12 protein-coding genes are annotated in these 14,680 nt (G+C 45.8%); 6 read left to right on the top strand and 6 right to left on the bottom strand.

The annotated features are described in order from the left end of the window. Nucleotides 1-23: 23 nt before the first annotated feature. Together BQ8014_RS14265 and BQ8014_RS14260 are read right to left on the bottom strand one after the other, a co-directional pair. A complete protein-coding gene (locus BQ8014_RS14265) occupies nucleotides 24-512 on the bottom strand; it encodes a dihydrofolate reductase (RefSeq protein ID WP_080904932.1) in 489 nt (162 codons plus the stop codon). An 18-nt stretch (nucleotides 513-530) separates the two neighbouring features. Continuing rightward, nucleotides 531-1,325, bottom strand: a complete 795-nt coding sequence (locus tag BQ8014_RS14260) for a thymidylate synthase (protein ID WP_080904931.1) — start codon at nucleotides 1,323-1,325, stop codon at nucleotides 531-533. 306 nt (nucleotides 1,326-1,631) lie between these two features. Here BQ8014_RS14260 and BQ8014_RS14255 point away from each other — a divergent pair, with 306 nt between their 5' ends. After that, nucleotides 1,632-2,765: an aldose epimerase family protein gene (locus tag BQ8014_RS14255; protein ID WP_080904930.1), complete on the top strand. Its 1,134-nt coding sequence runs from the start codon at nucleotides 1,632-1,634 to the stop codon at nucleotides 2,763-2,765. 438 nt (nucleotides 2,766-3,203) lie between these two features. On the opposite strand, the gene BQ8014_RS14245 is transcribed toward BQ8014_RS14255, so the two are convergent. The 3 genes from BQ8014_RS14245 to BQ8014_RS14235 all read right to left on the bottom strand — a co-directional run bounded on the left by BQ8014_RS14245 (nucleotide 3,204) and on the right by BQ8014_RS14235 (nucleotide 6,997). Further along, complete coding sequence (locus BQ8014_RS14245) at nucleotides 3,204-3,902, bottom strand: ABC transporter ATP-binding protein (protein WP_080904928.1); 699 nt, start codon at nucleotides 3,900-3,902, stop codon at nucleotides 3,204-3,206. A 13-nt stretch (nucleotides 3,903-3,915) separates the two neighbouring features. Then, a complete protein-coding gene (locus tag BQ8014_RS14240; protein WP_080904927.1) occupies nucleotides 3,916-5,394 on the bottom strand; it encodes a DUF5687 family protein in 1,479 nt (492 codons plus the stop codon). 85 nt (nucleotides 5,395-5,479) lie between these two features. Then, nucleotides 5,480-6,997 carry a hypothetical protein gene (locus BQ8014_RS14235; protein WP_080904926.1) on the bottom strand — a complete coding sequence of 506 codons (1,518 nt, stop codon included), beginning with the start codon at nucleotides 6,995-6,997 and terminating at the stop codon, nucleotides 5,480-5,482. Between the two features lie 394 nt (nucleotides 6,998-7,391). On the opposite strand from BQ8014_RS14235, the gene rbsK reads away from it, so the two are divergent. The 5 genes from rbsK to BQ8014_RS14210 all read left to right on the top strand — a co-directional run bounded on the left by rbsK (nucleotide 7,392) and on the right by BQ8014_RS14210 (nucleotide 12,573). Next, complete coding sequence (rbsK, locus tag BQ8014_RS14230; protein WP_080905979.1) at nucleotides 7,392-8,315, top strand: ribokinase; 924 nt, start codon at nucleotides 7,392-7,394, stop codon at nucleotides 8,313-8,315. Nucleotides 8,316-8,332: 17 nt separating this feature from the next. Next, complete coding sequence (locus tag BQ8014_RS14225; RefSeq protein ID WP_080904925.1) at nucleotides 8,333-9,886, top strand: ADP-ribosylglycohydrolase family protein; 1,554 nt, start codon at nucleotides 8,333-8,335, stop codon at nucleotides 9,884-9,886. 11 nt (nucleotides 9,887-9,897) lie between these two features. Continuing rightward, entirely contained in the window at nucleotides 9,898-10,920 is a 1,023-nt protein-coding gene (locus BQ8014_RS14220; protein ID WP_080904924.1) for a nucleoside hydrolase, read from the top strand. 3 nt (nucleotides 10,921-10,923) lie between these two features. Next, a complete protein-coding gene (locus BQ8014_RS14215; RefSeq protein WP_080904923.1) occupies nucleotides 10,924-11,925 on the top strand; it encodes a GRP family sugar transporter in 1,002 nt (333 codons plus the stop codon). Between the two features lie 204 nt (nucleotides 11,926-12,129). Beyond that, nucleotides 12,130-12,573 (top strand): cold-shock protein, encoded by a 444-nt coding sequence (locus tag BQ8014_RS14210; RefSeq protein ID WP_080904922.1) that lies wholly within the window; start codon nucleotides 12,130-12,132, stop codon nucleotides 12,571-12,573. 43 nt (nucleotides 12,574-12,616) lie between these two features. Here BQ8014_RS14210 and speA read toward each other — a convergent pair whose 3' ends face one another. Beyond that, nucleotides 12,617-14,512 carry a biosynthetic arginine decarboxylase gene (speA, locus tag BQ8014_RS14205; RefSeq protein ID WP_080904921.1) on the bottom strand — a complete coding sequence of 632 codons (1,896 nt, stop codon included), beginning with the start codon at nucleotides 14,510-14,512 and terminating at the stop codon, nucleotides 12,617-12,619. Nucleotides 14,513-14,680: the final 168 nt, after the last annotated feature.

Genomic DNA, 14,680 nt, shown 5'->3' with positions numbered 1-14,680 from the left:
AACAAAAGAGCGCAATTTTTCACTTATTTCCTCATATAGGTAATAAAGGAAAAAGGGTAGGCATGCCTGTCATCTGCCGGAAAATCCCGGCGTTCCGTTTCGTTCCATTCTTCCGGATCGAAAGCCGGGAAAAAGGTATCCGCCTTGGGGAAAGCATGATAGACGCGCGTGAAGTCGATTCGGTCGGCTAACTTCAGTCCGGCCTCGTAGACCGAAGCTCCTCCGATCAGGTAAACTTCTTTGTCCTTACTGCAGTTCTCCAAGGCTTCTTGCAGCGAAGGGAAGACGGCGCAGCCCGGAAAGGCGGCGCCCGGTTGGCGGCTCAGGACGATATTTTTCCGATTCGGGAGTGCCCCTTTCGGAAGCGATTCATATGTGTTGCGTCCCATGATGACCGTATGGCCGGTTGTCAGTTCCTTAAAACGTTTCATGTCGAGCGGCAGGTGCCAGAGCAACCTGGAATCCTGTCCGATGGCACCGTTATCAGCTACGGCGACGATAATGGAGATCATAGGCGGTGGTTTTTTTATTTATATGGCCACATCCCCTTTGATATGCGGATGAGGATTATAGTTTAGCAATTCAAAATCTTCATATCGGAAGCTAAAGATATCCTTTACTTCCGGGTTGAGTTTCATTTGCGGCAACGGACGCGGTTCCCTTGTCAACTGAAGTTTTACCTGCTCCAAATGGTTGAGGTAGATGTGGGCATCTCCCAATGTATGCACAAAGTCGCCCGCCTGCAATCCGGTCACCTGCGCCATCATTTGCAATAGGAGGGCATAGGAAGCGATATTAAAGGGAACACCCAGAAAAATATCGGCGCTCCGCTGGTATAATTGAAGGCTCAACCGGCCGTTGGCCACATAAAACTGGAATAGGGCATGGCAGGGGGGGAGGTGCATGTTCTTCAGATCCCCTACGTTCCAAGCGCTGACGATGATCCGCCGGGAGTCCGGCTGTTCGCGGATCATCCGTACCGCCTCCGAAATCTGGTCGATCGAACCGCCTTCATAATCGGCCCACGAACGCCATTGATGCCCGTAGATGGGGCCCAAGTCGCCTTTATCGTCCGCCCATTCGTTCCAGATGCGAACGCCGTGATCCTGAAGATACTTGACATTCGTATCTCCCTGGAGGAACCAAAGCAGTTCATAGATGATGGACTTGAGATGCAGCTTTTTAGTTGTCAACAGCGGAAAGCCCTGACCGAGGTCAAAGCGCATCTGATGCCCGAAAACGCTCAGCGTACCTGTCCCGGTACGGTCTTCTTTCTTAACTCCTTCGTGGAGCACCCGCTCAAGCAAATCCAAGTATTGTTTCATCTTTCTATTTTTTCTTCTCTTACAAAAGTACGAAAGGGATTGGAATTTGCAAAAAAGGACTGTCCTTCGTATACAAAATTCAGCTAGCCGATTGCAATCATTCGGTTAACTGAATTTTCAATGGGTTTCGGAATGATTAATTTTTCTACTATACGCTTGAAAAGGTAGGTTCGATGTCTCACTCTTCGTTAAAAAAATATATCTTTGCGGACAGGTTGCCGGAACCGGATGTTTCTTCCTGTCGGATAAAGGATTGGAACGGAATTATAAGATCGGATAAATTTTGCAAATTAAAATAAGAGTATTATGAAAAAAATGATTTTTGGTGCTTTGGCTATCTGTCTCATGGTGGCTAGTTGTGGAAAGAAGGAAGAGGCTACGAAATCGGGCCTGTTGAGGTCTAAGTTTCAGACGGAAGTAGACGGTAAAAAAACGGACTTGTTTGTGTTGACAAATAAGAACGGGGCGGAAGTCTGCATCACGAACTATGGGGGACGTATCGTTTCCATTGTGGTTCCGGATAAAAACGACAAACCGACGGATGTCGTTCTGGGATACGACAGTATCGCCCAGTATATTTCGACCGATGGTAATTACGGCGCCTTGATCGGACGCTATGGCAACCGGATTGCGCAAGGTAAGTTTACACTGGACAGCGTCCAATACCAATTGCCGCAGAATGACAACGGATTGCATTGCCTGCACGGAGGCCCGGAAGGTTTCCACACGCGGCTTTGGGATGCTAAACAGGTAACGGATCAGTCACTTGAATTGACTTACCTCTCCAAAGACGGCGAAGCCGGATTCCCCGGTAACCTGAATGTAAAGGTCATTTATTCTCTGACCGACGACAATGCGTTGGATATCCAATATGAGGCTACAACTGATAAAGCTACAGTGGTCAATCTGACTAACCATACTTATTTCAACCTTTCCGGTAATCCGGCGGAATCGGTACTGGATCAGTTGATTCAGATCAATGCGGACAAATATACGCCGGTGGATAGCTTGTTGATTCCTACGGGCGAATTGGCTTCGGTAGACAGTACTCCTCTGGATTTACGCCAGTTGACTCCGATCGGCGCACGTATCAATGATGATTTCGACCAATTGAAGAAAGGCAACGGTTATGACTTCAACTGGGTATTGAATGCCGGCGGCGATATCAATGCGGTAGCTGCCAAAGCGGTAAGCCCTGCCAGCGGCATAGCCTTGGAGGTTTATACCAACGAACCGGGTATCCAATTTTATACCGGCAACTTTATGAAGGGAGACGACAAAGGCAAAGGCGGGGTAGTCTATCCTCACCGCGGCGCTTTCTGTCTGGAAACGCAACATTTCCCTGACAGTCCTAATCATCCGGAATTTCCCAGCACGGTACTCCGTCCGGGAGAGACTTACAAGAGCGAATGTATCTACAAATTCTCCATAGAGGAATAAGGCAAAGTTACTTCAAACAAAAAAAGAGGACATCTTCGGGTGCCCTCTTTTTTGTTTAATGTTAAGTGTTCCTTTTATTAAAGCTTCGCCGGCAAAAAACGAAGCATGCTCTTTTTATGCCAAGATATAGGCAAAACATGGCCGCGGCAGTACCTTTTTGTTTTATTGGTAGTAACGATCTAATTTTCACCGGCCGGTGGAAGATCTTCGTACGATCGGTGAAAGATCTTCGCATGGCCGGTAAAAGATTTTCGCATGACCTTGAAAAATTAAAGAGTCAGTGCAAAATATACAAAACCAGTACGTTGAAGTACTCAAAAGTCAACGCACAAATCATGTTTTCCCTTGCAGCAATTCAGAATGTCCTTTGCTGAATCCTATCTAAAGTATATAGGGCATTTCACCCCTACGACGCCGATGGCATACGGTCAAAAGAGTTCAGGATACCGCAAAATAGGATTCCAATTCTTTGAGAGTGTCGGTATTCGTTTGCAGGTCGTTGACTATTTTTCCCTTTTCCAGGATTACGATCCGTTTACAGACATCGGTAACATGATTGAGGTCGTGACTGGAAATGAGCATCGTCATGTTGGTGCGCTTTTGTAATTCCTCGAGGAAACGTTTCAAACGAATCTGGGAAGAGGGATCCAAAGCCGTAAAGGGTTCGTCCAGGATGAGTAGCTGAGGATCACCGATCAGGGCGGCGGCAATTCCTATCTTTTTCTGATTTCCTTTGGAAAACTCCCGGATCAGCTTTTTATTCCCTAAAATCTCTCCATTGAATATGTCCTCTATGGAGGCAAGGAATGCGTTGAGATCGCTTTCGGTGATATGATGCAGCTTGGCCACAAAATTGAAATACTCTTCCGGAGTCAGAAAGTCGATCAGGAAGCCTTCGTCCAGAAAAGAACCGGTAATTTGCTTCCAATTGTCATTCCGGGCCACCTTCTGCCCGTTAATCAGGACTTCCCCGGTTGTGGCGGCAATCAGGTCGAGAATCAGGCGGAAAAAGGTGGTTTTCCCTGCGCCGTTATTTCCGACGAGTCCGAAACTTTCACCGGCTCCGATACGTAAGTCGGGGAGGTTTAATACGGTTACTCCGTTATATTCCTTCGTAAGATCAATCGCTTGTACCATATTTATTGATTATTTATTCGCTTTCACGGAATCCTTGTGCAAGGGCATATTTCCGACGGTTAAATTGATTCACACAGAGTTGTATCAGCTGTCGGTGGAACAGTATGCCGAGAAGTCCGATACTTCCGACTGTCCCCAAGGCGACCGCCGGGTTGAAGAAAGTCGCAAGCAATTGGACGACAATCCATGGAAAAAAGAGCATCGGAAGCATAATCAGGAAGTTTTTGATAGTCGTGCCCTGGTAGTTCATTGCCGAGCTTTTCGACAGGTCGATTCGTTTCGTATTATAAGTTGCAAAGAAGACCAGGAAAAAGATGTTCACCCCAAGATTGAAGAGAAGAGCCGCCAGGTGCAGGTACAGGATCCTACTCCCGAAAAAGAAATAGGGGGTTGTCAGTATAAAACAGGCAGTGCAAAAGGAAGCCAACAGGTAATAGTTCGCCTCGATATAGCTTTGCACCGGGATGTTTTTTGTCATTAGGCTGTCAAAATAGGATCCGTCCCAGCTGATTACCCATTGGCCGAACATCAGCATGAGTAATCCGGTCACAAAGGTAGCCGCAAAGAAAAGCATGCCGTAATTGGTCGCCATCTTCGGATCCCGGTAGAAAAGGAGGCCGTAAAACAAGAAGAAGAAGGAGAGGTAAAGGATTGATTTTGTCCGTTTATGACGGAGTATGAGTTTGATTTCCAATCCGATCAGGTCTCCGATGATTCCGAAGCGATCCAGGAAAGAGAGTTGGGTCAACCGAATCTCCTCTTTCTTTTTGTTGAAAGACTCGATGTAATAATTCCGGGCGAAGAACCACCGGTTTAATAGGTAGGCGAAACCTACCGCCGCCAAAGGAACCAACCACCCGAGAGGATGCTGGAGCGCCGTTGTGAAAATTGCTTCGGAAACTTCCCCAAGGGAAAATAGTTTGAAATATTCCAAAGCGATCAATCCGCCTGCAATTGCCAGCAGGATGATCAAGGAGAAAATATTGGAACCGAATGCCCGTTTCAAAAAGGCGGCGGTCAGCGAATCGAACCAAATGATAAAAATGGCCCCCAATACGAAGCGGAAAGCTGTGGCGCCGTCATAATAAACGGCAGTCGAACGAATGGCAAAAGGGATGGCCAGCAATAGAGTCAAGTAGTTTACCGGATTGAAAAGAGGTTTGATCAATAGGTAATTGACCAGTGTGTCGCGCCGGATCGGCAAGGCCTGTAATGATTGTAAGTCCAGCGTGCTTAGCGACTGCATGGTAAAACGGGCAATCAAAGCAAACAGGATCACATAGAGCATCGAAGCATTGACCAATTCGGTCGGATTATACGGCCCGGGAACTTTTTCCAGCATAGGGCCGAGGGCCAATCCCGTGATTAATAAGGAGGCAGCCATATATAACCCGAAAAATCCGAGCATGATATTGACTGCCAGGTTCTTGTAGAATGCCTGGCTGCGGATGGCTTTCTTTCCGTCTTGTTTCAGTAAATCAAGAAGTAGCATAAAGAAATCTGTTTGATTATTTTTTACGAGGTAAATATAAGATAAATTATGGAAATATAAGGTGTTGCCGAATCACTACTTTCTTTTAACCGGCGGCTTTTCCTATAAGTATTTCCGCTAAGGGGCGGCGGGTTAGTTTGTGTTCGATCCAGGAAGTGAAATCGAATACTTTGAGTAACTGACGCTCATATTTGCTGCATTCAATCTTTTGAATTGTTTTTTGATATTGCTGCCATAGTTTGGCGCGTGATTTTTCATAAGAGGGCAGCGGATAGGATTGAACAAATTTGAAGAGCAGTTTCTCGGTCTGATAGCTTTGCCTTTCGTAATTGATATTTCGTTTGATTGAAAGTATTTCGTTTTCAAAGAAGTCGTAGTTGCCTGATTCCGCTTGTAAGAGGAGGTTAATCAGGCGGACAAGTTTGTAAGACGGAAAAGGGGAAAATAGTTTTCCTGAACTGAAAATTCGCTTCATGCATTTGCGTGCAAAGGGAAGCTTCCCTATACACATATAAATAATAACGGCATTCAGGTGTAATTTTAATTGGTTTTCCAATCCGAGGAGAGAAATCTTCTCAAACAGTTCTTCTCCTTCTGTATCCAGTAAACTCTTTGCCTCTTCAAAATGACCGCTATGAACCAAGCGGGACGAATCATAATGATATCTCATGGCTTTCACCTCCAATACGAATCCTGTCGGATAATCCTTTTGTTCCATATCCTTTAACTTGGATAGGAAGAAAGGCATCTCATGGTATAGGCCGGCGACCAAAAGGCTGTCTAAAATTCCTTGGATGGCGCTCCGGTAATACATCGGCGGATTCAGGATCAGATGGGTATTTTCCTCAAAAAGAGTGATCAATTCCCGGTAATAACGGATAGCGGACTTAATATTTCCTGAATTCAGATAATAAGTGGCTTGGAAGAGGAGGTGTAGCTTTTGGGCCTCGAATCCCTGGTAAGAACTATTGGCAATCAAATAGAGTTCACTCAGCACCAGGTCGTTCAAATCTTCTTTTTGTTTATTGGTACGGGAATATCCCTTATACATCAGCCGGTATTTTAATATATCATAGAGTTGCAAATGCTGATTGACGTTTCTCAAGTATTTGATCACTTCATTTACTTTCATTTGTTTGCTCACTAATTCCTGTTCGCTGACGCCTTTAAAATTGAGAGCGCTCAGGTACTTTAATTTGATGCGCCGGGTCAGCAGGATGAGCGGACCGTTTTCGAACGTGACCGCCAGTTTTTCCGCCTTTGCCAACTCGTTGAAGGCCTCTCCGCTGAGTTCCCTTTCAAACAGAATCTCCGCTTTAGAGATGTGGTTAAATATTTTTGTTTGTATGTTTTGTGTTTCCCGTAATTTAACCAGGCAATCCAAGATAAGTTTATACAGATACTTGACAGCCATATCCAGGCTTTTGTCTTTCTGCCTGAATTGAAGGCCGATCTCTTCTTCGGAATATCCGGCATCCAGCAAGTCGAAAAGCAGCCTGTAAGCTTTATCCCCGGATTGTAATCCGGAATAGAGGCGAAAATATCTCTTTTCTGATTTGGAAAGAGATTTTATAAGGATAAGAAGCGGCTCCGTTTTATTCATTTGATCGTGCTTTCATATTATTAAATGCAAAGTAATGATTTTAAGTGGATAAATCCGAACTTTACGTTTAATAATATGATTTTTTATTCGAGGATTTATCCACTTAAAATCATTGCCTTCCATGTGTATATTTTTGTCTATATCAGATAATTATAGGTTTATAGGCTTTTCTGAATATCATGGAAAATAAAAAACCGTTTGCTTGTTAGCGTCAACAAAAAACGCGATTTGGGTTTCTCCAAGAATTATGTTTTTCTCTGATTTTTTTATTTTTAAGTTTCTTATTTTTGTGATGTTATAAGATGATTATTCGTTCTAATTTTACCCTATTGAATTTAGGCTATTTTCACCTTAATCTTTAATCTATTTAATGTTAATAAATAAATCGAATGAGATGAAAAAACGACAATCTTTTAAAATATTGGTTGTAGGAAGCAGTAATACCGACATGGTGATTCAGACGAAACATCTGCCTCGCGCAGGGGAGACCGTCATCGGAGGTACCTTTTTTATGAATCCGGGAGGCAAAGGAGCGAATCAAGCCGTTGCAATCGCACGATTGGGAGGCAAAGTTTCGTTTATTTGTAAAACGGGCAGCGATATTTTCGGGCATCAATCCCAACAGCTTTTCGAAGAAGAGGGTATTGACACTTCCTATATCTTCTCGGATTCGAGGAATCCTTCCGGCGTAGCATTGATTACAGTCGATGAGCGGGGAGAAAATTGTATCGCTGTGGCTTCGGGGGCGAATGCCAACCTGCTGCCTGCAGACTTGGCTTACGCTGAGGAAGTGATAGGGCAGGCGGATTTTATCCTGATGCAATTGGAGGTTCCCATCGAAACAGTCGAATATGTTGCAAAGATTGCTTATGAAAAAGGGAAGAGGGTGATCCTGAATCCTGCGCCCGCGCGGCCTTTGTCTAAAAAATTGCTCAGCCATCTCTCTATCATTACCCCGAATGAGACGGAGGCCGAAATAATATCGGGCGTCAAGATTACGGATCTGCATTCAGCGGAGAAAGCTGCGTGCGTAATAGCCGGTTTGGGAGTCGAGCAGGTGATTATCACCTTGGGAGCCAAAGGCGCACTGGTTTATAATCCTCCTCAGGTGGAGCTTGTGCCTGCCTACCGGGTGGAAGCTGTCGATACCACGGCGGCAGGTGATGTGTTTAATGGAGCCTTGGCAGTGGCGCTTTCGGAAAGCAGGACGTTAATCGATGCCGTCCGTTTTGCCTGTAAGGCATCCGCTATCTCTGTAACGAGGGTAGGAGCGCAATCTTCCACTCCCTACCGGAATGAAGTCGATCTATTTAGTTAATCAATATACATATTGTTATGAAGAAAAGAATTTTATATTTTATTGCTTTGGCTATTTTCCTACTGAATGCCATATGCTGTACTTCCTCTTCTGAAAAGGGACAAAAAGGGTTGCCTGCCGAAAAGACGCTTTCAAAAGAAGTCTTGCTGGATAAAATCAAAGGAGGGTGGGCCGGCCAAACGATCGGCTGCACCTATGGAGGGCCTACTGAATTCCGGTATAACGGGACCATGATTCAGGATTACGTTTCGATCGAATGGCCGGACGGGTATATAAAGTGGTGGTATGAGAATTCGCCGGGACTTTATGACGATGTCTATATGGATCTGACTTTTGTCAATGTCTTCGACCGCTTAGGCCTGGACGCTCCGGTCGATTCCTTTGCAATGGCCTTTGCCACGGCCGGATATCCATTGTGGCACGCCAACCAGGCGGCGCGCTATAATATCCTGCAAGGCATTAAACCTCCTGCTTCCGGACATTGGCTGAACAATCCCCATGCAAACGATATCGATTACCAGATTGAAGCGGATTATGCCGGTTTGATGTCTCCGGGCATGCCGAATACGGCCTCCGAAATCTCCGATAAGATCGGGCATATCATGAATTACGGAGACGGCTGGTATGGCGGAGTCTATGTCGGCGCCATGTATTCGCTTGCTTTCGTGTCGGATGATGTGGAGTTCGTGGTTACGGAGGCTTTGAAGACAATTCCCACGCAAAGCGCATTTCATCAGTGCATGCAGGATGTGATCAATTGGCATAAGCAGTTTCCCGATGATTGGAAAAGCGCCTGGTTCGAATGCCAGAAGAAATGGACGGAGGAAGTCGGTTGTCCGGATGGAGTTTTCGTTCCTTTCAATATCGACGCGCTCATAAACAGTGCTTACATATTGATCGGACTGCTTTACGGTGAGGGCGATTTTTATAAGACGATGGATATCGCCACCCGTTGCGGACAAGATTCTGACTGCAATCCGGCTTCTGCCGCCGGAATATTGGGGACTATACTCGGTTACAGCAAGATCCCTGAACGCTGGATGAAGAATCTGAAAGAGGTAGAAGACCTTGATTTCGCTCATACGACCATTTCATTGAATAAGGCTTACGGGATGAGCTTCGAACAAGCTTTGAAGGTCATCAAAAGGGGAGGAGGCAAAGTAGACGGAGACAAAGTAACCCTTGTTTGCCAATCCCCTGTCCCCGTCGCTTATGAAAGCGCTTTTCCCAGCCTGTATCCTGTCCGCCGGATGGGTGTCCATAAACAGATCAATGAGGTGGGAGAAGTCTCCTTCGAAGGAACGGGAGTCGTTTTCGGCGGTTCCGTACGTGCGGACGATCCTAATTATGTGGCTAAAGTAGAGATGCATATCGACGGCCGGTTGGTGGAGACAGCCAATCTTCCGGCTTCTTATCTTGCACGCCGGCACGAATTGTTTTGGAACTATCAACTTCCCCAAGGGAAACATATAGCCACGTTTAAATGGCTAAATCCGACAAGCAAAGCGTCCGTCCAATTTGGCGATGCCATTGTCTATTCGGATATGCCTGTTCAGAAAAATCATTATTAAAAAAGAGAATCATGAAAACCGATTTGTTCTATGCCTTTGTTTGCCTTTTGCTGTTTTCTTGCAGCAACAACACTTTGAAGAAAGACGTGAAAAATTCAGAAAAGGAAGTCTCTCCTGTTTCCCTGATCCTGGACACCGACTTGGGTCCGGATTATGACGATGTCGGCGCGATGGCCTTGCTTCATGCGCTCGCAGATAGCGGGAAAGCAAATGTGTTGGCAACGCTCTCTTCCAATAAAGATGAAAGGGTGATCCCTTGCATTGAAGTGTTGAACGCCTATTTCAATCGTCCGGATCTGCCGGTCGGTGCGCCCAAAAGCGAGGGGGGAGCTACGCTTACCACCTGGCATAAGGTGAAATGGACCGAGGCGTTGCCTGCCAAGTACCCCCATCGGACGGCAAAGACTTCGGATGCCCCCGACGCCGTGGAGGTGTATCGCAAGATTTTAAGCGGACAGCCGGATAGCAGCGTGGTAATCTGTACTATCGGCTTTTTTACTAATCTGAAGGATTTGTTGCTGTCCAAAGCCGATACATACAGTCCTCTTGACGGCAAAGAGCTGGTTGCCCAAAAAGTGAAACGCCTGGTTTCTATGGCCGGGCTGTTTCCGGAAGGCCGGGAGTTCAATGTCTATAATGATGTGCCGGCTGCGATGGAGGTGATGAAAGAATGGCCCACCGAAATAGTATTCAGCGGTTTTGAGATTGGGAATGCTGTCTTTACAGGGAAAAAACTGGTAGAAATGCCGGTTAAAGATAGTCCGGTGAAGGAGGTCTATACCCTGTGTTTTGCCGAAGGAGATCCTAACGGGCGGATGAGTTGGGACCAAACGGCGGTATTAGTCGCCATAAATGGTTACGAACCTTATTATATGAGTGAAAGGGGAGTAATGACGGTCCATGAAGACGGTTCCAATACCTGGAAAGCGGATGCGAACGGAAAGCAGATCCGCTTGATTGTAAAGATGCCTCCGGCGGAAGTCGCCTCTGTCATTGAAAACTATATGATGCATCAACCGACCTTAAAGAAATAAATTATGTTCATCATACAAGATTATTCGCTAGCGATTCTTTTCTGTGTCATCACCATGCTCTGCTGGGGTTCATGGGGGAATATGCAGAAACTTGCCTCCAAGAGTTGGAGGTATGAATACTTTTATTGGGATTATGTGATCGGAATCGTTTTCTGCTCTCTGCTTTTTGCTTTTACCTTGGGAAGTATCGGAACGGGAGGGCGCAGTTTCCTATCCGACCTTTCACAGGTAGACGCCGTCAACCTCGGCAGCGCTTTTCTGGGAGGCATCATCTTTAACGCTTCCAATATCCTGCTGTCCGCTGCCATTGCGATTTGCGGTATGTCGGTCGCCTTTCCCGTCGGCGTCGGCCTGGCTTTGGTGTTGGGTGTGTTGATAAATTATTTTGGAGCGGCAAAAGGAGACCCGACATTTATCTTTGCCGGAATCGTTTTGATTACGATCGCTATTCTGTTGAATGCGCTCGCCTATCAGAAAATGTCCGCACAAGCGAAGAAAGTACCGACGAAGGGCATTTTGATCGCCATTGCCGCCGGCATTATCATGTCTTTTTTCTATCGTTTTGTGGCGGCTTCCATGGATCTGGACAATTTCGTTTCTCCGGCAGCGGGCAAGCTAACGCCTTATAGCGCGGTCTTCATCTTTGCTTTAGGCGTCTTTGCCAGTAATTTCATCTTTAACACGATCGCCATGAAACGGCCGGTGGAAGGAAAACCTATTCCTGTTTCAGGCTATTTTAAAGGAGATTGGCGGACGCACCTCATTGGTATTGCGGGCGGATGTATTTGGTGCGTAGGGCAGTCTTTCAGCCTGATCGCTTCGGGTAAGGCCGGCGCGGCGATATCTTACGGGTTGGGACAGGGCGCTACCCTGGTGTCGGCTTTATGGGGTATTTTGATCTGGCATGAGTTCCGGAATGCACCGGCGGTTTCGAACTGGCTGAACGTCGGTATGTTTGTTTTATTCATTACCGGATTAGGTTTTCTGATCTATGCCGGCGCCTGATTTTTTCAGATAAAAGGGTAGCCTGTTGCCTCCTGGTCTGTTTTTCTCCGACTCAGTTTCGGAGGAAAATGACCGGATAGGAGGAAAAACCGATATAATTGCTTATCTTTGGTAAGTGAGGCTATAACTCTCCCGTTAAGTCACATATCCATGCGTGGTGGCGGGAGGGTTATAACTACGGTTTAAAATCAGAAATTATTATAAATGGCAAAATCAAATTCATTTAACAAGAGAGAACTGGAAAAGAAAAAACAGAGTAAACGACTGGAGAAACAGCACAAAAAGGAAGAACGGAAAGCCAAAGGCAGCAGTTCTTTTGAAGATATGATTGCTTATGTCGATGAAAACGGAGTGATAAGAGATACTCCTCCGGATCCTGAAAAAAGGGAAGAAATCGAATTGGAGGAGATCGTCATATCGACTCCCAAGAAAGAAGAAGCAGATGAACCTGAATTTTATACGGGGAAAGTCGATTACTTCGACCGTTCAAAAGGATTCGGATTTATTAAAACGGAAAACGGCTCCGACAAATACTTCTTTCACAAAAGTCAACTCCTCGATGATGTTTCGGAAGAAGATAAGGTTACGTATGAATTGGAACGGGGATTGAAAGGTTTAAACGCAATTAATGTCAAATTGCTAAAATAAAGAAGGAGGAAGCCAAAGGCTTCCACCTCTTATCTCTGTAGTATCAGTGTTCCAGATAAGTATATCCGTAAAGTCCCGAACGGTAGTTGGCAAGGAATTCTTTTCCTTCCTCCAGCGTGATCTTACCGCTTTTTACCGATTTTGTTACCCATGTCTCCAATGTGCGGACTAACTTTTTAGGGTTGTATTGTACATAATCCAACACTTCGGCAACCGTCTCTCCGTCAATCACCTGGTCGATCGAATATCCTTTCTCGTCAACTGAAATGTGGACGGCATTCGTGTCACCGAAGAGGTTATGCATATCCCCCAGTATCTCCTGGTAGGCGCCTACCAGGAAGACGGCAATATAATAGCTTTCCTTCGATTTTAACGAGTGAACGGGCATATAATGGGCCACATTCCTTGTCGAGATAAAATTGGCGATTTTACCGTCCGAATCGCAAGTTACATCCTGTAAAGTCGCCGTCCTGTCCGGTTTTTCGTCCAGCCGCTGAATCGGCATGATCGGAAAGATCTGGTCGATAGCCCAGGAGTCGGGCAGGGACTGGAACAGGGAGAAGTTGCAGAAGTATTTATCAGCCAATAGCTTGGAGAGTGCACGGAAATCGTCCGGTATATGCTTCAATCCGGAAGCTATTTGATTGATTTCACGGGTGATCGACCAGTACAATCGTTCGATTTGCGCCCGCGTTTTCAGGTCTACGATCCCATGGCTGAACAAGTCCAGACCTTCTTCCCTGATTTGCTGGGCGTCGTGCCAAGCCTCCAGCATTCGGTTCTGGTTCAGGGAGTCCCATATACTGTATAATTCCTTTACCAATTCATGATCTGTCTCATTCACTGCCTCTTCGTCGTCCCATTCCGGTAGGGAAGCGGTTTCCAATACCTCAAAGATGAGGACGGAGTGGTGAGCCGTCAGCGCCCGCCCACTTTCCGTGATGATGTTGGGATGCGGAATGCCGTTCTTGTCGCTTACGTCTACGAGGGTGGAAATCGAGTCGTTGACATATTCCTGAATGGAATAGTTGACGCTGCTTCCGGTGCTGGACGAGCGGGTCCCGTCATAATCGACGCCCAAACCACCGCCAATATCAACAAACTCTACCTGAAAGCCCATGTTATGCAATTGCACATAAAATTGCGAAGCCTCCCGCAACGCTGTTTTGATACGTCTGATTTTGGTTACCTGGCTTCCGATATGGAAGTGTATCAATCGCAGGCAATCTTTCATATTCCTTTTTTCCAGAAAATCGAGCGCTTCGAGCAGTTCGCTGGAACTTAGTCCGAACTTGCTGGCGTCACCTCCCGAATCTTCCCATTTGCCACTGCCGGAGGAAGCCAGTTTGATGCGTATGCCGATATCCGGTTTGACGTTCAATTGTTTGGCCATTTTGGCAATCAGTTTCAATTCGTTCAGTTTCTCAACCACAAGGAAGATCCGTTTGCCCATTTTCTTTGCCAGAAGGGCCAGCTCTATATAACTTTCGTCTTTATACCCATTACATATAATCAGCGATTCGGAGTCCGGATTAATGGCTATAACCGCGTGAAGTTCAGGCTTGGAGCCGGCTTCCAATCCCAGATTGAATTTTTTGCCATGGCTGATCAGTTCTTCTACTACCGGTTGCATTTGATTGACCTTAATAGGATAAATAATGAAATTTTCTCCTCTATAGCCATATTCTTCCGCGGCCTGTTGAAAACATTTGGCTGTTTGCTCGATCCGGTTGTCCAATATATCGGGAAAACGAACAAGCATCGGAGCGCCGACATCGCGTAATTGCAGTTCGTCCACCAGTTCCTTTAGGTCGACAGCCGCGCTGTTTTCCCTGGGAGTGACCACCACATGACCTTTTTCATTTATACCAAAGTAAGAGGTGCCCCACCCGTTGATATTGTAGAGCTCTTCTGAATCTTCAATACGCCATTTTCTCATTGTCCAATCTTTCTACATTAAATAAATAGCACTCTTTTGAATTAAAGTGCAAATGTACGGCTATTTATAGATTGTACAACAATTCTTTATTGTAAGATTCATAAAATATCCGAACATTCCGCTATTGTTAATCAATAGCGGAAAAGTAATTTTATTATATACTGATTT

Source organism: Parabacteroides sp. Marseille-P3160 (assembly GCF_900162725.1).
In the GTDB taxonomy this organism is placed as follows: Bacteria; Bacteroidota; Bacteroidia; order Bacteroidales; family Tannerellaceae; genus Marseille-P3160.
Note: the sequence above shows the minus strand (reverse complement) of the source record. Positions and strands in the feature narration are given on the sequence as shown.

What these genes read in the sequence shown, in the direction of transcription:
- BQ8014_RS14265 (WP_080904932.1), bottom strand. Translation starts at nt 512, where the DNA reads ATGATCTCCATTATCGTCGCCGTAGCTGATAACGGTGCCATCGGACAG.
- speA (WP_080904921.1), bottom strand. Translation starts at nt 14,512, where the DNA reads ATGAGAAAATGGCGTATTGAAGATTCAGAAGAGCTCTACAATATCAAC.
- BQ8014_RS14220 (WP_080904924.1), top strand. Translation starts at nt 9,898, where the DNA reads ATGAAAACCGATTTGTTCTATGCCTTTGTTTGCCTTTTGCTGTTTTCT.
- BQ8014_RS14215 (WP_080904923.1), top strand. Translation starts at nt 10,924, where the DNA reads ATGTTCATCATACAAGATTATTCGCTAGCGATTCTTTTCTGTGTCATC.
- BQ8014_RS14210 (WP_080904922.1), top strand. Translation starts at nt 12,130, where the DNA reads ATGGCAAAATCAAATTCATTTAACAAGAGAGAACTGGAAAAGAAAAAA.
- BQ8014_RS14225 (WP_080904925.1), top strand. Translation starts at nt 8,333, where the DNA reads ATGAAGAAAAGAATTTTATATTTTATTGCTTTGGCTATTTTCCTACTG.
- BQ8014_RS14245 (WP_080904928.1), bottom strand. Translation starts at nt 3,902, where the DNA reads ATGGTACAAGCGATTGATCTTACGAAGGAATATAACGGAGTAACCGTA.
- BQ8014_RS14255 (WP_080904930.1), top strand. Translation starts at nt 1,632, where the DNA reads ATGAAAAAAATGATTTTTGGTGCTTTGGCTATCTGTCTCATGGTGGCT.
- BQ8014_RS14240 (WP_080904927.1), bottom strand. Translation starts at nt 5,394, where the DNA reads ATGCTACTTCTTGATTTACTGAAACAAGACGGAAAGAAAGCCATCCGC.
- BQ8014_RS14260 (WP_080904931.1), bottom strand. Translation starts at nt 1,325, where the DNA reads ATGAAACAATACTTGGATTTGCTTGAGCGGGTGCTCCACGAAGGAGTT.
- BQ8014_RS14235 (WP_080904926.1), bottom strand. Translation starts at nt 6,997, where the DNA reads ATGAATAAAACGGAGCCGCTTCTTATCCTTATAAAATCTCTTTCCAAA.
- rbsK (WP_080905979.1), top strand. Translation starts at nt 7,392, where the DNA reads ATGAAAAAACGACAATCTTTTAAAATATTGGTTGTAGGAAGCAGTAAT.